At 57.7% G+C, this 21,411-nt stretch carries 19 protein-coding genes and 2 pseudogenes; 12 read left to right on the plus strand and 9 right to left on the minus strand.

Annotation, left to right across the window (positions count from 1 at the left end; all coding sequences use genetic code 11):
* The first annotated feature begins 120 nt into the window (after positions 1 to 120).
* The 4 genes from AC2FJZ_RS07045 to mltG all read left to right on the plus strand — a co-directional run bounded on the left by AC2FJZ_RS07045 (position 121) and on the right by mltG (position 4,130).
* Entirely contained in the window at positions 121 to 660 is a 540-nt protein-coding gene (locus AC2FJZ_RS07045) for a GNAT family N-acetyltransferase (RefSeq protein ID WP_496776714.1), read from the plus strand.
* A gap of 122 nt (positions 661 to 782) precedes the next feature.
* A complete protein-coding gene (locus AC2FJZ_RS07050; RefSeq protein WP_496669107.1) occupies positions 783 to 1,526 on the plus strand; it encodes a 1-(5-phosphoribosyl)-5-[(5-phosphoribosylamino)methylideneamino]imidazole-4-carboxamide isomerase in 744 nt (247 codons plus the stop codon).
* 180 nt (positions 1,527 to 1,706) lie between these two features.
* Positions 1,707 to 2,972, plus strand: coding sequence for a beta-ketoacyl-ACP synthase II (gene fabF / locus AC2FJZ_RS07055; protein WP_050602119.1), 1,266 nt, complete (start codon positions 1,707 to 1,709; stop codon positions 2,970 to 2,972).
* Positions 2,973 to 4,130, plus strand: a complete 1,158-nt coding sequence (mltG, locus tag AC2FJZ_RS07060) for an endolytic transglycosylase MltG (protein ID WP_496776715.1) — start codon at positions 2,973 to 2,975, stop codon at positions 4,128 to 4,130. It abuts the gene before it with no gap.
* A gap of 87 nt (positions 4,131 to 4,217) precedes the next feature.
* Here mltG and AC2FJZ_RS07065 read toward each other — a convergent pair whose 3' ends face one another.
* Entirely contained in the window at positions 4,218 to 5,483 is a 1,266-nt protein-coding gene (locus AC2FJZ_RS07065) for a DEAD/DEAH box helicase (protein ID WP_496776716.1), read from the minus strand.
* 916 nt (positions 5,484 to 6,399) lie between these two features.
* Between AC2FJZ_RS07065 and AC2FJZ_RS07070 the strand changes: the two genes are divergently transcribed.
* Positions 6,400 to 7,701 carry a DNA-packaging protein gene (locus tag AC2FJZ_RS07070; RefSeq protein ID WP_496776856.1) on the plus strand — a complete coding sequence of 434 codons (1,302 nt, stop codon included), beginning with the start codon at positions 6,400 to 6,402 and terminating at the stop codon, positions 7,699 to 7,701.
* A gap of 28 nt (positions 7,702 to 7,729) precedes the next feature.
* On the opposite strand, the gene AC2FJZ_RS07075 is transcribed toward AC2FJZ_RS07070, so the two are convergent.
* Entirely contained in the window at positions 7,730 to 8,689 is a 960-nt protein-coding gene (locus AC2FJZ_RS07075) for a cation efflux transmembrane domain-containing protein (protein ID WP_496776718.1), read from the minus strand.
* A 179-nt stretch (positions 8,690 to 8,868) separates the two neighbouring features.
* On the opposite strand from AC2FJZ_RS07075, the pseudogene AC2FJZ_RS07080 reads away from it, so the two are divergent.
* The 3 genes and pseudogenes from AC2FJZ_RS07080 to AC2FJZ_RS07090 form a co-directional block, all read left to right on the plus strand.
* Positions 8,869 to 9,345 (plus strand): annotated as a pseudogene (locus AC2FJZ_RS07080) (phage portal protein); the annotation flags it as partial.
* Positions 9,299 to 11,290 (plus strand): annotated as a pseudogene (locus tag AC2FJZ_RS07085) (phage tail protein); the annotation flags it as partial. The pseudogenes AC2FJZ_RS07080 and AC2FJZ_RS07085, both read left to right, overlap by 47 nt.
* Complete coding sequence (locus tag AC2FJZ_RS07090; protein ID WP_496669097.1) at positions 11,290 to 11,586, plus strand: DUF7742 family protein; 297 nt, start codon at positions 11,290 to 11,292, stop codon at positions 11,584 to 11,586. The pseudogene AC2FJZ_RS07085 and the gene AC2FJZ_RS07090, both read left to right, overlap by 1 nt.
* Here the strand turns inward: AC2FJZ_RS07090 and AC2FJZ_RS07095 are convergent.
* Positions 11,567 to 11,905, minus strand: a complete 339-nt coding sequence (locus tag AC2FJZ_RS07095) for a TraR/DksA family transcriptional regulator (RefSeq protein WP_496776719.1) — start codon at positions 11,903 to 11,905, stop codon at positions 11,567 to 11,569. The genes AC2FJZ_RS07090 and AC2FJZ_RS07095 overlap by 20 nt on opposite strands.
* Before the next feature lie 84 nt (positions 11,906 to 11,989).
* Here AC2FJZ_RS07095 and cysE point away from each other — a divergent pair, with 84 nt between their 5' ends.
* Complete coding sequence (gene cysE, locus AC2FJZ_RS07100; protein ID WP_496776721.1) at positions 11,990 to 12,799, plus strand: serine O-acetyltransferase; 810 nt, start codon at positions 11,990 to 11,992, stop codon at positions 12,797 to 12,799.
* A gap of 6 nt (positions 12,800 to 12,805) precedes the next feature.
* Here the strand turns inward: cysE and AC2FJZ_RS07105 are convergent, their stop codons facing one another.
* From AC2FJZ_RS07105 to AC2FJZ_RS07125, 5 genes are all read right to left on the minus strand, one after another.
* Positions 12,806 to 13,048: a hypothetical protein gene (locus AC2FJZ_RS07105; protein ID WP_496776723.1), complete on the minus strand. Its 243-nt coding sequence runs from the start codon at positions 13,046 to 13,048 to the stop codon at positions 12,806 to 12,808.
* A 146-nt stretch (positions 13,049 to 13,194) separates the two neighbouring features.
* Entirely contained in the window at positions 13,195 to 14,499 is a 1,305-nt protein-coding gene (locus tag AC2FJZ_RS07110; RefSeq protein ID WP_496776724.1) for a pyruvate dehydrogenase complex dihydrolipoamide acetyltransferase, read from the minus strand.
* Between the two features lie 14 nt (positions 14,500 to 14,513).
* Positions 14,514 to 15,884: a pyruvate dehydrogenase complex E1 component subunit beta gene (locus tag AC2FJZ_RS07115; RefSeq protein WP_050602131.1), complete on the minus strand. Its 1,371-nt coding sequence runs from the start codon at positions 15,882 to 15,884 to the stop codon at positions 14,514 to 14,516.
* Between the two features lie 15 nt (positions 15,885 to 15,899).
* Positions 15,900 to 16,889: a pyruvate dehydrogenase (acetyl-transferring) E1 component subunit alpha gene (gene pdhA / locus AC2FJZ_RS07120; RefSeq protein ID WP_050602132.1), complete on the minus strand. Its 990-nt coding sequence runs from the start codon at positions 16,887 to 16,889 to the stop codon at positions 15,900 to 15,902.
* Between the two features lie 177 nt (positions 16,890 to 17,066).
* On the minus strand, positions 17,067 to 17,366 hold the full coding sequence (locus tag AC2FJZ_RS07125) for an FtsB family cell division protein (protein ID WP_050602133.1): 300 nt from the start codon (positions 17,364 to 17,366) through the stop codon (positions 17,067 to 17,069).
* A 724-nt stretch (positions 17,367 to 18,090) separates the two neighbouring features.
* Here AC2FJZ_RS07125 and AC2FJZ_RS07130 point away from each other — a divergent pair.
* Complete coding sequence (locus tag AC2FJZ_RS07130) at positions 18,091 to 18,834, plus strand: sulfotransferase domain-containing protein (protein ID WP_496776727.1); 744 nt, start codon at positions 18,091 to 18,093, stop codon at positions 18,832 to 18,834.
* A gap of 189 nt (positions 18,835 to 19,023) precedes the next feature.
* Here AC2FJZ_RS07130 and AC2FJZ_RS07135 read toward each other — a convergent pair whose 3' ends face one another.
* Positions 19,024 to 20,214, minus strand: a complete 1,191-nt coding sequence (locus AC2FJZ_RS07135) for a phosphoglycerate kinase (RefSeq protein WP_496776728.1) — start codon at positions 20,212 to 20,214, stop codon at positions 19,024 to 19,026.
* A 133-nt stretch (positions 20,215 to 20,347) separates the two neighbouring features.
* Between AC2FJZ_RS07135 and AC2FJZ_RS07140 the strand changes: the two genes are divergently transcribed.
* Together AC2FJZ_RS07140 and AC2FJZ_RS07145 are read left to right on the plus strand one after the other, a co-directional pair.
* Positions 20,348 to 20,854 (plus strand): peptidylprolyl isomerase, encoded by a 507-nt coding sequence (locus AC2FJZ_RS07140; RefSeq protein WP_050602137.1) that lies wholly within the window; start codon positions 20,348 to 20,350, stop codon positions 20,852 to 20,854.
* Positions 20,847 to 21,404: a peptidylprolyl isomerase gene (locus AC2FJZ_RS07145; protein WP_496776730.1), complete on the plus strand. Its 558-nt coding sequence runs from the start codon at positions 20,847 to 20,849 to the stop codon at positions 21,402 to 21,404. Before AC2FJZ_RS07140 ends, AC2FJZ_RS07145 begins: the two co-directional genes overlap by 8 nt.
* The last annotated feature ends 7 nt before the right edge of the window (positions 21,405 to 21,411 follow it).

The raw sequence follows: 21,411 nt of genomic DNA on the forward strand, positions 1-21,411 counted from the left end.
AAGCGGCGCTTCCGGGCAACGGAGGCGCCGTTTTTTTATGCCTGGTCAAAATTCGGTCTTGCACGGCTTTTTTACACTGCGCACTGTTTCCAATGAGGCAAAACTCGATGTGGACAGGGCATGATAAGATCCACTCCAATGATAAATACCGCGCGTTTGACGCTCTGCGCCATGCGCCCCGAGGATTTTGAGCGGTTTGCCGAGATCTGGCGTGATCCTTGCGTCGTGCAACATGTTGGCGCGACTCCGCGAACACGTGGCGAAGCGTGGGATTCATTTCTACGCAATGCGGGACACTGGCAAATGGCCGGATTTGGCCAGTGGGGAGTGATGCAGCAATCAACGCGAACGCTGATTGGGCAGGCAGGGTTCTTTTACGGCAACCGTCGCATGGGCGAAGATTTTGATGGTTTCCCTGAGGCCGGTTGGATTCTGGCCACAGAAGCGCAGGGGCAGGGGCTGGGGTATGAGGCGGCGAAGGCCGCGCATGACTGGTTCGACCGCGTGATTCCCGGACCTTTGGTTGCGATGGTGAACGCGTCCAATCTGTCTTCGCAGAAACTGGCGAAAAAGCTGGGCTATGTTTTGATGCGGGAAGGGGTGTATAGTGAAACCCCGGTGCATTTGTTACGGCGCAACGGACCGCCCGCCCGCGCGTAATTCCGCCACTTTGCCTATATGCCGCAAAATGGCCAAACTGTGCCGATCCCGGTGAATCGGGTTTGGATTGCGCGATCTATGCTGCCGGGGACTTCAAAGCGATTGAGCGGAGGAACAAGCTCATGAGGATTTACCCCACGATGGAACTACAGAACGGCCGGTGTGTCACGCTGGACAAAGGCCGTCTGGATAATGCGATGATCTGGCACGTGAATCCGGTTGAAACCGCGCGGAGCTGGGCCGAGGCCGGCGCCGAATGGATGCATCTGACCGATTTCGATGCGATTGAAGGCAAAGACACCAACGCGGAGCTGATCGAGGAAATCATTCGGGGTGCCGAGATTCCGGTGCAATTGGCCGGTGGTATGCGCACCCGTGAACAGGTCGAATACTGGATCGACAAAGGGGTGGGGCGTGTCGTGATCGGCACTTTGGCCGCACTCGAGCCGAATCTGGTCAAGGAACTGGCCAAGCTGTATCCGGATCAGATCGTGCTGTCTGTCGACGTCTGGCAGGGATATGTCATGACGGATGGCTGGCGCAACCAGAGCGCTTTCACCCCCGAAGCATTCATCGACGCGTTCGAGGGTGTACCGCTTGCCGCCATCGTCGTGACGGATATCGACAGTGACATGGAAGATGTCGACGCTCAGCTGGGTCTGATTTCTGGGTTGGCCGCGCATTCCCGTACCCCGGTAATTGCAAGCGGTGTCGTGCGTACGGCGGATGATATTTCCCGGTTGGCTTATATTCCCAACATCTCGGGCGCGATTGTCGGGCGCGCGCTGTTCCGCAAATCGCTGGATCTGGCCGAGGCGCTGGATACGGCGAAAGCGGCGCATGAGCCGGTGGCACAGTTTCAATAACCCGTTCCGCCCTTTCTGACGTGTGCATGAAAGGGCGGGCACACCGTTTTTCCACAATTTGTACTTCTTTGGATGATCGGCGGCAGGATGCCTGCTCGGAAATCGCCCTTGCTCTTGCCCCCGCACCCCGGGCCGGGGTATGAGCGGTTCTCATAACAGGAAGCAGGCAAGAGGCATTTCATGCGCAGAGTCGTTGTAACCGGTCTTGGATTGGTCACTCCTTTGGCCAGCGGGGTCGAGGAAACATGGTCGCGGCTGCTGGACGGAGAATCCGGCGCGGGCCCCATCACGCATTTCGACGCCGAGGCAAGCGGGGTCACCACGACCTATGCCTGCGAAGTGCCGCGCGGTGACGGAACCGACGGCACGTTCAACCCTGACGACTGGATGCCGCCGAAAGAGCAGCGCAAGATCGAGGATTTCATCCTGTATTCGATTGCGGCTGCGGAAATGGCCTGCAAGGACGCGAACTGGTTGCCTGAAGATGAGGAAGACCGCCTGCGGACAGGTGTCCTGATTGGTTCGGGTATCGGTGGGCTGGGCTCGATTGCCAACACCGCCAATCTGATCCGCGACAAAGGCCCGCGCCGTGTATCGCCGTTCTTTATTCCGGGCGCTCTGATCAATCTGGCTTCGGGTCAGGTATCGATCCGTCACGGATTCAAAGGGCCAAACCATTCGGTTGTGACAGCATGTTCTACCGGCGCCCACGCCATCGGCGATGCCAGTCGGATCATCCGGGCGGGCGACGCGGATGTCATGGTCGCGGGTGGCGGTGAAGGCTGTATCTGTGAAATTGGTATTGCAGGTTTCAACGCGTGCAAGGCGCTGTCGACCAAGTACGCCGATGACCCCAAGAAAGCCAGCCGCCCCTATGATGTCGACCGTGACGGGTTCGTCATGGGCGAGGGCGCGGGCATTGTGGTGCTTGAGGATTACGAACACGCCAAAGCGCGTGGCGCCAAGATCTATGCCGAGGTACTGGGTTATGGCATGTCGGGTGATGCGTATCACATCACCGCACCGTCAGAGGATGGCGATGGGGCCGAACGCTCAATGAAAGCCGCGCTGCGCAGTGCTGGGCTGGAGCCGAAAGACCTAGACTATATTAACGCGCATGGAACCTCGACCATGGCGGATACGATCGAACTTGGCGCTGTTGAACGTTTGCTGGGGGATCACGCCGCAAGCGCCACAATGACCTCGACTAAATCGGCAACCGGACACCTGTTGGGGGCTGCGGGCGCGATTGAGGCGATCTTTTCGGTCCTGGCGATCCGCGATCAGGTTGCGCCACCTACGATCAACCTGGACAACCCGGCTGTCGAAACCCCGATTGATCTGGCGCCAAACGCAAAGCGCGAGCGTGAGATCAACGTGGCTCTGTCCAACTCGTTCGGGTTTGGCGGTACCAATGCCAGCGTAATCTTCGGAAAGGTCAGTTAAATGTGGCGGGCCATTGCTTCGAACGCGCTGACCATGTTGGTGGTCGGCCTGTTTCTGATGGGCGGTCTGATCCTTTGGGGGCAGTCCCAGTACAAAGCGGAAGGCCCGCTTGAAACCGCAATCTGCCTGCAGGTCAGAAGCGGGTCGAATATGACGCGTGTCAGCCAGGAACTGGAAGAGCAAGGCGCGATCCGCAGCGCCACGATCTTTCGGATGGCTGCGGACTATACGGATCGGGCGCAACGTTTGAAAGCGGGTAGCTTTCTGGTGCGCGAAGGCGCGTCGATGGAGCAGATCATCGATGAGGTTACCAGCAGCGGCGCCAGCACCTGCGGGTCTGAGATCGAATATCGTATCGGCGTTACGCGGGCCCAGACACGGGTGCGCGAACTGAACCCGGCAACCTTGGATTTTATCGAGATCGCTTCGTTCGATGCGACTGAAGAAGAGACACCGGAAGCCTACACCGAGAAACGCAACGAGGCGGACACAAGGTATCGCGTGTCGTTGGCCGAAGGTGTGACCTCGTGGCAAGTGGTTGAGGCGTTGAAGTCCTTCGAGGCCCTGTCAGGTGAGGTGACCGAGATCCCGGCGGAAGGAATGCTGGCACCCGACAGTTACGATGTCGTGGCGGGTCAGGATCGCAGTGCCATTTTGCAAGAAATGCAGGATAAGCAGCAGTTGCGGATCAATGCCGTTTGGGAAAACCGTCAGGACGGGCTACCGTTGGAGAGCCCCGAAGAGATGCTGATCCTTGCGTCGATCATCGAAAAAGAAACCGGCGTTTCGGAAGAGCGCGGGCAAGTGGCCAGCGTATTTGTGAACCGGCTGAATCAAGGGATGCGGCTACAAACGGACCCGACTGTGATCTATGGTGTCACCAAAGGGCAGGGCACCTTGGGCCGTGGATTGCGGCGCAGCGAGTTGAACCGCCCGACGCCGTGGAACACCTATCAGATCGACGGGTTGCCACCGACGCCGATTGCCAACCCCGGTTTGGCAAGTCTTGAAGCCGCCGTTGCACCGGATGACACGAGCTTTGTGTTCTTTGTCGCGGATGGCACTGGTGGGCACGCATTTGCCGAGACGTTGCAAGAACACAATCGCAACGTCGCCAAATGGCGCGAGATTGAGGCAGAGCAGAACTCGGGAAATTAGTCGGAACGAAAAGCGTTTTCGTTCTTTGGATTTGCCAACGCCGGTTCTTGACCCGGCGTTGGCTTTTTTGTTGGTGCCGTTCCGGCCTTACGCCGCAGGGCGTTTGCCGCGGGGGCGACGCCGTTTGTTGGCAGCGGGTTTTCCATCCCCATTAGCAGGCTTGGGCTTGAACGCCCGACGGCGGTTGTTCGGGCGGCGCGCAGGCTTTTCTGCTACGGTTCCTTCAGGCAGGGTCCCACTAGCGACCGGGATCTCGATTTTCATCAGCTTTTGGATCTGACGCAGCAGATCAACTTCTTCGGCTGAACAGAATGCAATTGCCTCACCCTCTCGGCCCGCACGTGCAGTTCGACCGATGCGATGGACGTAGTTATCGGGAACCTCGGGCAGATCATAATTGATGACATAAGCCACACCGGGGATGTCGATACCACGCGCGGCGACATCGGTAGCCACGAGAACGTTAACCTCGCCTGCGCGGAAGGCCTTGATCGCGCGGTCACGTTGCCCCTGGCTCTTGTTGCCATGGATCGAGGCGGCGTTAAATCCGTCGGCGACCAGTCCTTTCATCAGTTTTTCAGCGCCGTGCTTCGTGCGCGAGAATACCAACGTCAGAGCGTTCATATCCTTGGACAGAATCTCGCGTAGTTTGTGGGGTTTTCCCGGCTTGCTGACAAAATGGATCGATTGAGTGATCTTGTCGGCGGCTTTACCCGGGGGCGAGACCTGAACGCGCTGCGGATTGGTCAGGTAGGCACGGCTGAGCTCTTCCATCTGCTTTGGCATCGTGGCCGAGAACAGCATGGTCTGGCGCGGTGTACCCAGTTCGGGCGCGATGCGGCGCAGGGCGTGGATGAAGCCCATGTCAAGCATTTGGTCAGCCTCGTCCAGCACCAGGTGCCGGACCGAGCTTAGGTCGACCGTGCGGCGATCCATCAGGTCAATCAGGCGGCCCGGCGTGGCGACAAGGATGTCAGTGCCGCGCGACAGGAACATGATCTGTTTGTTGATCGATTGGCCCCCAACCACGGTGGCGACGCGCAGTTTGGTGTTCTTGCAAAGACCGCGCAGGCTGTCGGCGATCTGGTTGACCAGCTCGCGGGTCGGCGCCAGGATCAATGACTTGGCCATTTTCGGCTCGGGTTTGCCAGGCTGCGCCAGAAGGTGATCGATCAGCGGCAGGCCGAAGGCCAGAGTCTTACCAGTGCCGGTCTGAGCAAGGCCGAGGATATCGTGCCCATTCAGCGCCAGCGGAATGGCCTGATTCTGAATCGGAGTGGGTTGTGTAAAATTGGCGCTTTTCAGCGCTTTGTTAAGTGCGGGGGCAAGGCCCAGCATATCGAAGTCGAACAAATAACTATCCTTTATGCCCGGAGCAATCGCCCACGGACAAATCGTGACGGGTCGCACATGGCGACCTGCAGGGGTTGTGCGAGACCTCGGGACGGGCAGGCGCACCCTGCGCCATCCGGTCATCGCGTCAAGAACCCTGCGTGATGGGGAACTGTGATGTGGATCGGGCGCTGTAGGGCGGAAGAGGTCCGCGCAAGCTCACGCAGCAGCGCTTTGATTGAGGGCACATGAGGGTTGAGGGAGGAATTGTCAAGCTGGCATTTGAAATTGGAGCGAGGTGTTGGCAATGAAGTCGTCGCATTTCCGTCGTTTCTCCGCCCAATTCTGAATGACGTTCTGAAACGTGTTGGCCATACAAAACGGATTTTTCAGCGCGAGCCGTTTTCGCAAAACAGTTAAGCTGAGGAAGGAAAAACTTATCGCATCGAACGGTCTGTGTTGCGTCTGTGTTGCGCAAATCATTGACTTTACGTGCTTAATCCCGTATAGGTTGTGTCATGCTAGAAGAAGTGGGCAATGGCCCCGGGGCGACCCGGTGGCCGTTTTTCGTTTCTCTCGTGCGGAGAAAACTCACGCATGAGGTCACAGGCAAACATGACTTTGATTACCCCGGAAGAGCGGATTTCCCAGACGGCTGACTTGTTGCAGTCGCTTGAGAGGTCCATTCGCGATCTGCGGCAAGCGGCGGAAGACCTGCGCAAACAGATCGGTGCCGGGGAGGATGCAGATCTTGCTGGTTCAGCCAGACAGCTCGGGCAGTTAGAGGGGGTGATCCGAAGTTGTCAGAAAGTGGAGACAAGCTTTGTCGAACAACATCACAGACAAGCCGGAATTGCCCAAGGCGGGTACGCGCTTGACCTTGACCGAGCTCGGTTTGAGGTCGGGTGCAGGTTGGCTCGCCTCCGCACCTGTTGCGGTGCAGAACAGATTTCTGAGTGAGATCGGGGAGGGGGGGCTGTGTGCCCTCCCTTTCCTGTTTGAGTTTTGGGCACTGCCGCATCAATTGCCGCCCGAGGGCGACTGGCGATCCTGGGTGATCATGGGCGGGCGTGGTGCAGGCAAAACGCGGGCTGGGGCCGAGTGGGTACGGTCGATGGTTGAGGGGTCGAAACCGTTGGATAAAGGGGAGGCCAGTCGCGTGGCACTGGTCGGTGAGACCTTTGATCAGGTGCGCGATGTGATGATCTTTGGCGATAGCGGGATATTGCAATGCTCGCCACCGGATCGCAGGCCTGTGTGGAAAGCGTCGGAACGCAAGTTGATCTGGCCCAATGGGGCTGAGGCGCAGGCGTTTTCGGCGCATGATCCTGAGGGGCTGCGCGGCCCTCAGTTTGATGCGGCCTGGGTAGATGAGTTGGCCAAGTGGAAGAAGGCCGGGGAAACCTGGGACATGCTGCAATTTGCGCTTCGATTGGGGGATCGGCCCCGGGTCTGTGTAACGACCACGCCGCGCAATGTGAAGGTTCTGAAGGAGTTGCTGGCGTCGCCGTCCACCGTGCAGACCCATGCACCGACTGAGGCGAACCGGGCCAATCTGGCGGGCTCGTTTCTGGACGAGGTGCGCGCGCGCTATGCGGGTACGCGGTTGGGGCGGCAGGAGTTGGACGGGGTGCTTTTATCGGATGCAGAGGGCGCGTTGTGGACCGGGTCGATGCTGGAGGCGGCGCGCTGTACGCAGGTGCCAGAGTTGGATCGCATCGTGGTGGCGTTGGACCCGGCGGTGACGGCTGGGTCGAATGCGGATGCCTGCGGGATCTTGGTTGTGGGCGCTCAGGTGCAAGGGCCGCCCGAGAGTTGGCGCGCCTATGTGCTGGCCGACCGGACGGTGCAGGGCGTTGGTCCGGCGGGCTGGGCGCAGGCAGCGATTGACGCAATGGATGAATTCGGGGCCGAGCGGTTAGTGGCCGAAGTCAATCAGGGCGGGCAATTGGTAGAAGAGGTCGTGCGGCAGGTGGACCCTCTGGTGCCTTATCGCGCGGTGCGGGCGTCGCGCGGCAAGGTCGCGCGGGCTGAACCCGTGGCAGCACTGTATGAACAGGGACGGGTTGCGCATGTCACCGGACTGGACGCGCTGGAGGAGCAGATGTGCCAGATGACCGCACGCGGGTTCGTGGGGCAGGGTTCGCCGGACCGAGTGGACGCTTTGGTCTGGGCGCTGCATGAGTTGGTGGTGGGTCCGGCGGGGGCGTATCGGCGGCCTAGGGTGCGAAGTTTGTAAACCCATTGCGGCAAGTGCAGCAAGCGCTTTAGACAGGGGCCAGTTCATCTGGCCATCGTCTGGAAAGTTCAGAGATAATCAGCAGAACGTCTGCCCCGGGTAGAACGGCTTGAATATCGTGTATCAAGCGCAGGTTGAGGCGATCGACTTCGTGCGCGAGAATGGAACGATGTGGGTCGTAGTAAACCGTTACATAATAGGAACGGCCCAGTTTGGTGACAGACAGATCCCGGATCTTCCCGCCATCCTCGACCAGGGTTGCACGTAGGGCGCGGCGCGCGGTCGCGATGGTTGCGGGGCTGGCGCTTACGCCAGCAAGCTCGCCCAATCCGCCTCTGAATTCACGGATATACGACCCGAGGGCCAGCAGACAAAGTAGCAAGACAACCACGGAATCCCCGATCGGTGCGAGCGCAGCAAGAGGGCCTTCCTTGAAGTAGTAGATGGCTGCCAAACCGATGCCTGCCGCCGCAGTGATCAGCCCGTCAAAAAGCGCCGCCTTGGCCTCCAGTCGCAGAATTGCGCTGTTTCGTCCGATGCGGTGCCAGGTGAAATGATGAAAGGCCCAGAGAAAAGTGCAGGTCATGCCAATCCCCGAGAAATAGAGGATCATGGGCGCAAAGCTTAGGGGTTCAGGGGGCAGGCCGATCAGATAGTTGTAGATGTTTTTGAGGGCACTGGTAATCGCAAACAGTACAAGACCCAAAAGAGATAGAGAGCGGAATGTTGAAAAGATCGCCTCGTCTGCGGCATAGCCGAAAGGTCTAAGCTTGTCGGGTCCTGCATCAATTCGTTGGCTGATCTTTCGGCCGAGAAAAGCCGAAGAAAAACCTATCAGCGAGAACAGACCGTCCATCATGATTGCGTTCGAGTTCGATAGAATGCTCGCTAGGATTCCAGCTGCACCCATAAAGAGGTTGCCCCACATGGCTACCACGAGTGCGCGACTTTCCATTCGTTTTCTGGTGGCCAAATCTGGCTGAGTCATCCGGTCGGTCCTGGATTGATGTCAAGTGCTTCTACCAATAGCCATTCATTCGAAATTGGCCACCCCTTTGGCTAAGCCTGTTGCCCATCCTCCGTACGCCCCATTCCCGAGGCTTAAACTTCTTTCCGTCATAACTCTTTTCAACAAGCCGGGCAGAGCGGCGGCAGAAAGGAGCACAGATGGTATTCGATTTCTTGCGTCGTGGATCGGCTGGGGAAGCGCCCGAGGCAAAGGCGAGCGCGGCGGGGCCTGTGGTGGCTTGGCAAACGGGCGGGCGCGTGGCGTGGAGCCCTCGGGATGCGGTATCGCTGACGCGGACGGGGTTTTCGGGGAACCCGGTGGGGTTCCGTTCGGTCAAGCTGATTGCCGAGGCGGCGGCGGCTCTGCCTCTGGTTCTTCAGGATCAGGTGCAGCGATATGATGTGCATCCGATCCTATCCCTGATGCGCCGTCCGAATGCGGCACAGGGGCAGGCGGAGTTGATGGAGGCGCTGTTCGGGCAGTTGCTGCTGTCGGGCAATGCCTATGTTGAGGCGGTGCAGGCTGACGAGAGCCTGCCGGTTGAGTTGCATCTCTTGCGCTCGGACCGGATGAGCGTGGTGCCTGGCGCGGATGGGTGGCCCAAGGCGTATGATTACGCGGTGGGTGGCAATCGACAAGGGGACGAACCAGCCGAACAAGTTCCTGGACCCCAAGTCGTCGGAATCGCTGTTGCCGGTCTATTCGAACGGGTTGCGGGATGATTTCATTCAGACCCAATATTTGACGGCGACCCTTGGCTACTGGAACGACCCCGAAGTCAATCCGGTATCACGTATCTACGGCAGGCCGATGCTGGACTTGTCGAACGCCTATGTCTGGGCGTGGGATACCCGCCCGTTTCCGACCTTTCCCAACCTGCGACGCCAATGGGACGATGGGACAAACTACGCACGGGGGCATTGGCTGAACGGGCGATCCGGGTCGCGTACATTGGCGTCGGTGGTAACTGAAATTTGCCATGGGGCAGGGGTGACGGATATTGATGTCTCGCGACTTTATGGCGTGGTCAGGGGGTACGTCATCGAGGATGTAACCAACGCTCGATCTGCTTTGCAGCCTTTGATGCTGCGCTATGGTTTCGATGCCATCGAACGGGATGGTCTGTTGCGGTTTCAGATGCGCGACGGCTACGGCGCGGTTGCCATCAACTCTGACCATTTCGCAATTAGCAGCGATCTTGAAGGTACGATCGAACACAGGCGCGAAGCCGAAGCCGAGATGACGGGGCGGGTGCGCCTGCGGTTTGTGCAGTCAGATGCGGACCACGACCTGGTAGCCGAAGAAGCCGTCCTGCCCGAGGACAAGACCCATTCGGTGTCGGTGAACGAAATGCCCCTGTCGATGACCCGAACCGAAGGCCGACAAACGGCAGAGCGCTGGCTGAGCGAGGCCCGGGCCTCGCGCGATACGATACGTTTTGCGTTGCCACCGTCGCAGATGCATCTGGGGGCGGGTGATCTGGTGCGGTTGGCAGACGGTGAAACCAGCCCCATCTACCGCATCGACCGTCTGGAAACATCAGACTTGCAACTGGCCGAGGCGGTTCGGGTGGAACAGGGCGTCTATAAAGCATCGGACTTGCTGGACGAGGCGCCGACAGTCAAACCCTATGCCGCGCCAACGCCTGTGCTGCCGGTTTTTCTGGACCTGCCTTTGTTCACAGGTGCAGAAATTCCACACGCACCTTATCTGGCCGTCACGGGTGATCCCTGGCCTGGGGCTGCAACAGTCTACACTTCGTCCAACGACGAGGGTTATGCTCTGGGCGATATCATCCCAAATCGGGCGATCATCGGTGCTACCGAGACGCCGCTGCGGCGTGCCAGCGCAGGGATCTGGGATGAAGGGCCTGCGTTGCGCGTCAAACTGATTTCAGGGCAGTTGGAGTCGCGCCCACGCAGCTCGGTCCTGAGCGGCGTCAATCTGGCCGCGATCGGTGATGGAACACCCGGAAATTGGGAAGTGTTTCAATTCTCTGACGCGGTCCTCGAAGCACCGGGTGTCTATGCGTTGTCAGGGCGCCTTAGGGGGCAGTTGGGGTCGGATGCGTTAATGCCGGATGTCTGGCCGGACGGATCAATCTTTGTGCTGCTGAATGATCGGGTGCAACAGATCAACTTGCTTCGCACCGAGCGCCGGATTGCCAAGCATTACCGCATTGGCCCAGCAAGCCGCAGTTACGATGACGGGTCTTTCCAACATTTGATCGCCTCTTTCGACGGGAACGGATTACGCCCGTACGCCCCCGTACATCTGAAAGTGCAATCCAGCGATTCAGGGGATGACGTCACTTGGGTCCGACGGGCACGCCTGGACGCGGATGATTGGTCCGGGCTGGAGATTCCCTTGGGCGAAGAGCGTGAGTCTTATCTGGTGCGTATCCGCGCGAATGGCACCTTGCTGCGTGAAGATCTGGTCGACGAGCCGAGATGGACCTATTCAGCGGCAATGAAAGCGGCGGATGGCCTGAGCGGCGATTACGAGGTCGAAGTGGCACAGGTGTCCGCCATCTATGGCCCAGGTCTGACTGCCCGTCATTTGGTTGGGCAAATGATCTGATGCGGCCGGTCCTGCACGGAGATGTCAGTTCTGCAGCGCGTGCCTTGTTGGCCGTTCCGCAAATGGACCGGGCCCGTTTATGTGTTCGGATGATCCATGAGGCCGAACTGGCCGACCAGCATCTTGAACGCACAGGGCGGCTTCACCCCGTGTATGGCAACGGCTCGCTCATGGCCGTTGCCCGAAACAGACCCCTGGCGGATGAGCCGGGGTTCGATAATCTGCAATATTGTCAGTGTTTTGAAACAGTTCTGCACCATCTTTCGAGGTTTTTAGTCACCCGGCAGCACAGCTAACAAATCTGCTGGCCGCAAGATCCAGTTTCAATCGACCATCCGGGATGCGTTCGCCGCAGTCTTCACAATACCCGTATTCTTCCTCGTCAAGTCGCGCCAATGCGGCTTGAAGGCGGCTTCCTTCAATATCGCGATTGGCTTGTTGCGCCTTGGCCATGGCCTGATTTTGCAGCGCATCCATGCGACTCAGCCGACCAACGGCTTGCTGATCCAGCTCGACAACGGCCTGGGCCTTTCGCCCCGAGGCTGAATGCTGTTCCAGTTCAACCAGTCGCTCGCGAATTCGTGTCTCAAAATATGCGCGTTTGGACTCATTCATTTTCGTTGCAGTGCAGATCACGGGTTTGCGTTTGGTCTTTTTACCACTAAATGGCATTCTAGGCGCAGCAAAGGATCAAAAGCCATGTTTGAAAAGCGCAGCCACGTGACACCGGTCGATCCGGTGTGGACCCGCATCACCTCCGAGGCCCATGCGGCCGTTGAAGAAGAGCCCCTTATGGGCGGTCTTGTGCACGCTTGTATCCTGCATCACCGCAGCCTCGAGCGCGCGCTGTCATATCGGGTCGCGGCCAAGCTGTGTTCAAACGAGATGTCGATGATGGTCCTGCGTGAGATCGTGGATGAGGCTTATGCCGATGATCCCGGTTTGATCGAATCGGCCCGGGCGGACTTGATGGCCGTGTATGAACGCGATCCCGCTTGCCACCGCCTGTTGCAGCCGATCCTGTACTTCAAGGGTTACCAAGCCATGCAGGCGTATCGCGTGGCGCATTGGCTATGGCAAAAGGGTCGTCATGATCTAGCGTATTTCTTCCAGATGCGCTCGTCCGAGATTTTCGGCATAGACATTCATCCTGCTGCCAAGATCGGCAAGGGGATCATGATCGACCATGCCCATTCCATCGTCATCGGTGAAACAGCTGTTGTGGGTGACAATGTCTCGATGCTGCATTCGGTGACGCTGGGCGGGACTGGCAAGGAAGAAGAACAGCGTCATCCCAAGATTGGCAATGGCGTACTGATCGGAGCTGGTGCGAAAGTGCTGGGCAATATTGAAGTTGGCCATTGCAGCCGTATCGCTGCCGGTTCGGTGGTTCTGCAAGAGGTGCCCCCCTGCAAAACCGTAGCAGGCATTCCGGCCAAGATCGTCGGTGAGGCTGGGTGTGATCAGCCCTCGATATCGATGGATCACATGCTGGGTAAAGACCAGTAAACGGTTTCAGTTCGAGCGGTTACTGCGTCTTTCCAACCGCTCGCGCCGCCGTTCTTCCCTCTTTTCTTTGCGCAATTCCCTGCGGCGGTCTTGCTCGGCTTTTTGCTGAGCGATCACCGCAGGATCACTCGATTTGAACTTGGAGTTCTCACCAGGGTAACTGTTGGGTTTTGCCATAGCTGCGTCAGGTGTTGTACCTGTCAGCAGGGCCAGAACGATCAGACTTTGAATGAGGGTTTTCGGGGACATCACGCACCTTCCTTCTGTCTGCGCCAGGAGTTAGGAAGGTGGGAGGTCTTTTTGCGCAAAGCAATCTGAGCCCCGATCACATGGGCTCAAATCAGTGCTATGACCCTCGCCCTGAGTCTTTCGGGCGAGGGCCTTGAGACAAATCCTCAGGCCAGCATGACCATCGGGTTTTCCAAGTTTTCGACGATGGCCTTGAGCAGTTCCGCCCCCAACGCGCCGTCGATGACGCGGTGATCGACTGACATGGTGACAGACATCACAGTCGCCACTGTCAACTCACCATCATCCCCGACAACAGGTTTTTTCACACCGGTTCCCACGGCCAGAATACCGGCATGAGGCGGGTTCACGATGGCGTCGAAGTTGTCGATGCCGAACATGCCGAGGTTCGAGATCGCAAAGGTTCCGCCCTGGTATTCATGCGGGGCCAATTTGCGTTCGCGGGCACGGGCCGCAAGGTCTTTCATTTCGGTTGACAGTGCGGACAGAGATTTCATGTCAGCGTCCTGAAGAACCGGGGTGAACAGACCGCCCTCAATAGCGACCGCGACGGCTACGTCCGAAGGTTTCAGTTGCAGCACACGGTCACCCGCCCAAACCGCATTGCAGGCCGGAACCTGTTGCAACGCATTGGCGACGGCTTTGATGATGAAATCATTGACGCTCAGCTTGATGCCGCGCCCTTCCAACTGCTTGTTCAACTGGCTGCGGAACTTCAGCAGCGCATCCAGCTTGATGTCGCGACGCAGGTAGAAATGCGGGATGGTCTGCTTGGCTTCACTCAGACGCGCAGCGATGGTTTTACGCATACCGTCGAGCTGAATCTCTTCATACTCGCGGCCCTCATACATCCGCGCGACCATGTCCGCGGACGGACCAGTGGGTGCAGCTGGTGCAGCCGCTGGCGCTGCGGCAGCAGCCGCAGGAGTTGGTGCCGGTGCGGTGGCAGTTGCCCCTTCGACATCTGCTTTGACGATGCGGCCATGCGGGCCAGAGCCTGCGATCTGAGCCAGATCGAGGCCCTTCTGCGCGGCAATCCGGCGGGCCAGGGGAGAAGCAAAGATACGACCGCCATCCGCTTTGACCGGAGCTGCCGGAGCAGGGGCGGACGCCTCGGGTGCCGCTGGCGCGGCGGCCTCGTTGCCCGCGGCGGCAGGGGCCGCCTCAGGCGCCTTGGCAGGCGTGGCAGCTATGTCATCAGCGCTTTCGCCATCTTCCAGCAGAACTGCGATGGCGGTGTTGACCTTGACCCCTTCAGAGCCTTCGGCGATCAGGATCTTGCCGATGGTGCCTTCGTCAACAGCCTCGAACTCCATCGTGGCCTTGTCGGTTTCGATCTCGGCCAGCAGATCGCCGGAGGAGACGGTGTCGCCTTCCTTGACCAGCCATTTGGCAAGCGTGCCTTCCTCCATGGTCGGTGAAAGGGCGGGCATCAGAATTTCAGTGGGCATCTGTCTGTCGCTCCTTACCGGTAGGTCACTTGTTTGACGGCGGCGATCACCTCATCCGTGGTGATCAGCGCCAGCTTTTCGAGGTTCGCGGCGTAGGGCATCGGGACGTCCTTGCCGGTGCAATTGATGACCGGGGCGTCGAGGTAGTCGAACGCTTCCTGCATCACCACCGAACTGATGTAGCTGCCGACCGAGCCTTGCGGCCAGCCTTCTTCCACTGTCACCAGACGGTTTGTTTTCATCACCGAGTTGATGATTGCGCCAGTATCCATCGGGCGGATGGTGCGCAGGTCGATCACTTCGGCGCTGATGCCGTCTTCGGCCAGCTTGTCCGCAGCTTCCAGTGCATATTGCATACCGATGCCGAAGCTGACGATGGTCACGTCAGACCCTTCGCGCCAGATGCGCGCCTTGCCCAGCGGGATAGTCAGGTCATCCACCTGCGGCACGTCGAAGGTGCGACCGTAGAGGATTTCGTTTTCCAGGAAGACCACCGGGTTGGGGTCGCGGATAGCCGATTTCAGCAGGCCTTTGGCGTCAGCCGCCGAATAAGGCATCACCACCTTCAGACCAGGGATCTGCATGTACCAAGCAGCGTAATCCTGAGAGTGCTGAGCAGCCACGCGCGCCGCAGCACCGTTGGGGCCCCGAAACACGATGGGGCAACCCATCTGACCGCCGGACATGTAAAGCGTCTTGGCGGCAGAGTTGATGATCTGGTCAATCGCCTGCATAGCGAAATTGAAGGTCATGAACTCGACAATCGGTTTCAGACCGCCAAAGGCCGAACCCACGGCGATACCGGCAAAACCATGTTCGGTGATCGGCGTGTCGATCACGCGCTTGGAGCCGAACTCATCCAGTAGACCTTGCGAGATCTTGTATGCGCCCTGATATTCGGCAACTTCCTCGCCCATCAGATAGACATCTTCGTCGCCGCGCATTTCCTCGGCCATCGCGTCGCGCAGGGCTTCGCGTACAGTCTCCGATTTCATTTCGGCGTCGGCTGGCCAGTCGGGTGACATATCGACCACCGGGGCCGCGGGTGCCGCGGTCGGGGCGGGGGCCTCAACCGCCGCAGGGGTGGCCTCGGCGACCGCTGCGGCAGCAGGTGCGGCCGCGGGCAGGGCAGAGGCGTCTTCGCCTTCTTCGACCAGCACCGCGATGGGGGTGTTGACTTTGACCCCTTCGGTGCCTTCTGCGATCAGGATTCTTCCAACAATGCCTTCATCGACGGCTTCGAATTCCATCGTCGCCTTGTCGGTTTCAATCTCGGCCATAATATCACCCGAGGATACGGTGTCGCCTTCCTTGACCAGCCATTTGGCCAGCGTGCCCTCTTCCATCGTGGGCGAAAGGGCGGGCATGAGAATTTCGGTTGCCATGTCTTAATCGTCCTCTCAGGCGTAAATATCGGTCCAGAGCTCTTCGACGGAAGGCTCGGGACTTTCTTTCGAGAATTCGGCGGCTTGGTTGACGACCTCTTTGATCTCTTTGTCGATCGCTTTCAGGTCATCCTCGGTCGCGTGTTTTCCGGTCAGCAGCAGTTCGCGCACATGTTCGATCGGGTCGCTTTGCTCGCGGACCTTCTGAACTTCTTCGCGGGTGCGATACTTGGCCGGGTCGGACATCGAGTGACCGCGATAGCGGTAGGTCTTCACCTCTAGGATGTAAGGGCCTTTGCCCGCTCGGCAGTGGGCCACAGCTTTTTCGCCGGCAGCCTTCACCGCCAACACATCCATCCCGTTGACGATCTCGCCGGGGATGCCAAACGCTTCGCCGCGCACATAGATATCAGGCGAAGACGTCGAGCGCGCCTGCGCGGTGCCCATGGCGTATTGGTTGTTCTCGATCACGAAAACCACCGGCAGATCCCAGAGAGCGGCCATGTTGAACGTCTCGTAGACCTGACCCTGGTTGGCCGCACCATCACCGAAATAGGTGAACGTCACGCCGCCGTTCTCTTTGTACTTGTCGGCGAAGGCCAAACCTGCACCCAAAGGCACCTGTGCGCCAACGATCCCGTGGCCGCCATAGAAATGCTTCTCTTTCGAGAACATGTGCATCGATCCGCCCTTACCTTTGGACAGGCCACCCTCGCGTCCGGTGAGTTCGGCCATCACGCCGCCCGGCTCCATGCCGCAGGCCAGCATATGGCCGTGGTCGCGATAAGAGGTGATGCGTTTGTCACCTTCCTGAGCTGCGGCTTCGAGGCCGACAACAACCGCTTCCTGTCCGATATAAAGGTGGCAGAAGCCGCCAATCAGACCCATACCATAAAGCTGACCCGCCTTTTCCTCGAATCGGCGGATCAATAGCATCTCGCGGTAGTACGTTTTGAGTTCTTCCGCAGAAACGTTTGGTTTCTTTGTGGTTTTTCGCGCAGCCATCGTGGCGATCTCCCCCCTTCGGACAGATAGTTTAGCGTTAAACTATTTCATAAAGCATTTAGGGCTTTCTGGCGAGTGTTAATGTGACGCAGCGTCGTGACACGCTTCGAAAAACCAGTCGACGAAGGGCAAACGACGGATTGTATGGGACTTTCTGACGAAAAATACAGGCTCGGATCAGCGGATCACGATTTCATCTGCACGGATCATGCCCAGCACCGAACGCGCCTGCTGATCCAGCAAGTCAAGATCCAGATACGTATCCGACAGGCGCCGGGTCAGGTTTTCCATCTCGGCAATTTCGACATTCAGGTTTTTCAGGTTGCGTGACAGGGCGTCCCGTTCCGCTGCAATTTCGACTCGTCGGAACAAGCCATAGTCGCCTTGCACGGCAGCAAAGGTGAAGTACACACCCAGCATGAAAGCCACCGAAAAGAAGACTACTGCGCCCAAACCGGGCCGATGGGAACGGGACACTCTGTTTACCGCCGTATGAAAACTTGCCTCAATAACGGGTTCTTTGCGAACCTCTGCCTGCACTATGTCACAGGTGATTCGGGTTGTGAATCCCCTGATTCGATTTTTTCGTCAGTATTTTGCGGGGGTTAAATTCAGATCATCGCCGGGGCACATGTGCCCGATTTCGTGCGCCTGTCTGCTACTTCATGCATGTCTGATAGGCCATCGAAGGCACGTTACCGAGTTCTCCCATAAGTTGTTTACCTTAGGTGGCGCCCCGTGCCTTAAGCTTGATTGTTGACCTGCCAAGTGTTTCTAGGGAAGGCAGATACCTCGTTAAAAAGTCTGGCTCACAATTGAGTCCTCAATCGTTTGAGCAAACTGTAGTACTCATCACAACTTACAATCAAAGGCTGATCTCAGAAGTCGTGGAAGGATGCATTCTTCTACCCAGTTACTAGTGAGGGCAGCTTTAGGTCGATGTCTTTTGTTAAATATGTGGTTCGCGAAATGCTCGCTTTTCTACGCCGCTGGTGTGCCGAAAAACACCCGTCGGAAAAGGTTGTGGAAAATCAAATGCAAAGAATGCGATAATTGAAAAGATGTGCGTTGCTTTCCACATCATTTTGTCGAGAAGGATCCGCTGTTAATGACGTCTGAGACTAGGTTTTACTTTGGGCACCACAAATGCGCGACCCGATATCTCATCTCCATTTGCGAACAAGTCTGCAGACGGATTGAGTTGAATGATAGAGAGTATCACCATGATGTGTCGGACAACAAAGATTTCGCCGCTGAGCTGAAGGCTGACCCTGTCGATTTCGTTTACTTCTCCAACGCGAAGATCAAAACAGTCAGACTGCTTGAAGGCGATTTTAAAGGCTTTCACGTGGTGCGAGACCCCCGCGACATCATTGTTTCAGCGTATTTCTCTCACAAAAACAGTCATGGCATCGATAAATGGCCTGAGTTGATGAACATTAGAGAAGAAATTGCGGAAATGTCGATCTCGGATGGTCTGATGTATGAGATTTATGCGATGGTCAACACAATTACCGATCTTACCGAATGGGATTACGATCAGAGCAACATCCTCGAACTCCAATACGAAGAGCTTATACAGGACCCTTACCGAGTTCTCTTGGACGTGTTCCTGCACTTGGGCCTTGTCAAAGAAATCCATGCACATAGGACAAATCAGATTGTGCGCCTGGTGGGCTCTCATATTCGAAACCGTATTCCCAGGAAGCGGGCCAGAGACTTTATTTATTTTTCGGAATTGATGCAAATCACTCAAGACAACAGCTTTTCCAAGAAATCAAAAGGCCGGAAGCGCGGTGAAGAGAATGTTGGACACCATTACAGAAAGGGTGTCGCTGGGGATTGGCGGAACTACTTTGAAGATCGGCATATCGACCTTTTCAAAGAGCGCTACAACGATTGTCTGCTAAAGCTGGGTTATGAAGAGGACGAAGATTGGCACTGAAGAGTTTGGAAGCAGTTCCATCACTCACTTTTGCCGTCCGTAAGGGTTTGAAAAGGCCGCAAGTTTAGACACTTCGGTCTTAACCGTTTCAAACAACGAGTGTGCACCGAGGAAAACGGTTTATTGCGTGCAGCAAGACGGTACTGTCAATAAGGACAGTACCGTGAATACAAGAACCGCTTGTCGGGCTTACTGTTCCAGCGCAGCCACCCCGGGCAGGGTTTTACCTTCCATCCATTCCAGAAACGCACCGCCTGCGGTGGAGATGTAAGAGAAATCATGCGCTGCGCCCGATGCGTTCAGCGCTGCAACAGTATCGCCGCCACCAGCAACCGACACCAATTGGCCCGAACGTGTCAAAGCCGCCGCCTTCAGGGCTGCTGCATTGGTGGCTTTATCAAAGGGTTCGAGCTCGAACGCACCCAGTGGACCGTTCCAGATCAGAGTTAGGCTTTTTGCAAAGATCTCGGTGATTGCGGCGACGCTTTCAGGGCCCGCATCCAGGATCAAACCATCCTCGGGGCATTGATCGGCGGGCAGGATCTGAGTTGGAGCGTTGGCTTCGAACTTTTCTGCCACAACAATGTCCGTCGGCAGGACGATGGTACAGCCCGAGCTTTCGGCTTTGGTCAAGATCTCGGCGGCGGTGTCTTTCATGATCCGTTCAGCCAGCGATTTGCCCACGTTCAGACCTTTGGCCACCAGGAAGGTATTGGCCATGCCGCCGCCGATGATCAGGTAGTCCACCTTGTCTATCAGGTTGCCCAGCAACTCCAGTTTGGTCGACACTTTCGCACCGCCCACAACCGCAGTCACAGGACGTTTCGGAGCGCCCAGAGCACCTTCCAGCGCCTCAAGCTCAGCCTGCATCAGTCGGCCTGCGCAAGCGGGCAAAAGCCGCGCCAGAGCTTCGGTTGAACTGTGGGCGCGGTGCGCGGCCGAGAACGCGTCATTGCAATAGACATCACCCAGCTTGGCCATGCCTGCGGCCAGATCGGTGTCGTTCTTGGTTTCGGATGCGTGAAAGCGCGTGTTTTCCAGCAGCAATACCTGACCCGGTTGCAGCGCATCGGCGGCCAGTTCAGCCTCGGTTCCGACGCAATCGGCTGCAAACAGGACCGGAGCACCAAAGGCGCTTTCCAGTGTCGGCACAAGTTGCTTGAGCGACAGGTTCTCGCGCCGCTCGCCACCCGGGCGGCCGAAATGAGCCAGAAGGATCGGCTTGCCACCAGCGGCCAGAATATCGCGCACAGTTGGCACGATCCGCTGAATTCGGGTGGCGTCGGTCACAACACCGTCAACGACAGGTACATTGATGTCCACGCGCACCAGCACGCGTTTGCCGTTCAGATCCATATCGTCCAGTGTGTTCCAGCCCATCGTGCATTCCTTCTCAGTGGCAACCGATTTAGGCGGTTCTTTTCCTGCATTTTGCCCTCAGGTCAATGCGTCACTTGGCATTCACGCGCTTGGGGCATAGGTATTTGCGCAAGACTAACGACAGGAGGGCCACATGGCCGAGATCAAAGATCCCGAAAACACAATCATCGTCGAGCTGAAGGGCGGTAACGTCGTCATCGAGCTGCTGCCGGATGTGGCACCTTTGCACAGCGCGCGGATGAAGGAACTGGCCCGTGGCGGAGAATATGACAACGTGGCCTTTCATCGTGTGATCGACGGCTTCATGGCGCAAACCGGCGACGTGCAGCATGGCGATATGGAAGACGGTTTCAACCTGCGCATGGCGGGTACTGGCGGGTCCTCGCTGCCGAACGTTCCGGCAGAGTTTTCCAAGCTGCCCCATGATCGCGGCACGTTGGGTGCTGCTCGGTCGCAGAACCCGGATTCGGCCAACTCGCAGTTCTTCATCAACTTCAATGACAACCATTTCCTGAACGGCCAGTACACCGTCTATGGCCGGGTCATCGATGGCATGGAGCATGTGGACGCGATCGTTCGGGGCGAGCCGCCTGCGAACCCGGATCGCATGATCAGCGTCAAGGTGGCCGCCGATGCATAAGCTGGCCGCAGCCTTTGCACTTCTGGCCAGCCCCGCGCTGGCCAGCGGTTTGCAGATCGACGTCGAAGGGGAAGGGGCCAATGGCACGATCTCGATCGACCTTTTCGAAGACGTTGCGCCCAAGCATGTGGAACAGATCACCGCTCTGGCTGCCGATGGCCAGTATGATGGCGTCGTGTTTCATCGCGTGATCGACGGCTTCATGGCGCAAACCGGAGATGTTCAATTCGGCGATTCCAGCGCTGGCGGATTCGACATGCGCAAAGCCGGACGCGGCGGTTCCGATCGCCCGGATCTGCCAGCCGAGTTTTCCGATGTAACCTTTGATCGGGGCGTGGTCGGCATGGCCCGCTCGAACGACCCGGATTCAGCCAATTCGCAATTCTTCATCATGTTTGAACCGGGCCCGTTTCTGGATGGCCAATATACTGTTGTTGGTCAAGTAAGCGACGGTATGGATGTCGTTGATGCGATCAAACGAGGCGCAGGTCAGAACGGTGCGATTATCGGCGCACCGGACGTGATGAAAAAAGTCACCGTCACCGAATAAACCGAAA

The sequence above is a fragment of the Ruegeria sp. CDSA079 genome (assembly GCF_059612245.1).

Excerpts from the sequence above, each read along its gene's own strand:
- AC2FJZ_RS07045 (WP_496776714.1), top strand. The coding sequence starts at position 121 with ATGATAAGATCCACTCCAATGATAAATACCGCGCGTTTGACGCTCTGC.
- mltG (WP_496776715.1), top strand. The coding sequence starts at position 2,973 with ATGTGGCGGGCCATTGCTTCGAACGCGCTGACCATGTTGGTGGTCGGC.
- AC2FJZ_RS07115 (WP_050602131.1), bottom strand. The coding sequence starts at position 15,884 with ATGGCAACCGAAATTCTCATGCCCGCCCTTTCGCCCACGATGGAAGAG.
- AC2FJZ_RS07095 (WP_496776719.1), bottom strand. The coding sequence starts at position 11,905 with ATGAATGAGTCCAAACGCGCATATTTTGAGACACGAATTCGCGAGCGA.
- AC2FJZ_RS07110 (WP_496776724.1), bottom strand. The coding sequence starts at position 14,499 with ATGCCCACTGAAATTCTGATGCCCGCCCTTTCACCGACCATGGAGGAA.
- cysE (WP_496776721.1), top strand. The coding sequence starts at position 11,990 with ATGTTTGAAAAGCGCAGCCACGTGACACCGGTCGATCCGGTGTGGACC.
- AC2FJZ_RS07050 (WP_496669107.1), top strand. The coding sequence starts at position 783 with ATGAGGATTTACCCCACGATGGAACTACAGAACGGCCGGTGTGTCACG.
- AC2FJZ_RS07090 (WP_496669097.1), top strand. The coding sequence starts at position 11,290 with ATGCGGCCGGTCCTGCACGGAGATGTCAGTTCTGCAGCGCGTGCCTTG.
- AC2FJZ_RS07140 (WP_050602137.1), top strand. The coding sequence starts at position 20,348 with ATGGCCGAGATCAAAGATCCCGAAAACACAATCATCGTCGAGCTGAAG.
- AC2FJZ_RS07075 (WP_496776718.1), bottom strand. The coding sequence starts at position 8,689 with ATGACTCAGCCAGATTTGGCCACCAGAAAACGAATGGAAAGTCGCGCA.
- AC2FJZ_RS07145 (WP_496776730.1), top strand. The coding sequence starts at position 20,847 with ATGCATAAGCTGGCCGCAGCCTTTGCACTTCTGGCCAGCCCCGCGCTG.
- pdhA (WP_050602132.1), bottom strand. The coding sequence starts at position 16,889 with ATGGCTGCGCGAAAAACCACAAAGAAACCAAACGTTTCTGCGGAAGAA.
- AC2FJZ_RS07105 (WP_496776723.1), bottom strand. The coding sequence starts at position 13,048 with ATGTCCCCGAAAACCCTCATTCAAAGTCTGATCGTTCTGGCCCTGCTG.
- fabF (WP_050602119.1), top strand. The coding sequence starts at position 1,707 with ATGCGCAGAGTCGTTGTAACCGGTCTTGGATTGGTCACTCCTTTGGCC.
- AC2FJZ_RS07135 (WP_496776728.1), bottom strand. The coding sequence starts at position 20,214 with ATGGGCTGGAACACACTGGACGATATGGATCTGAACGGCAAACGCGTG.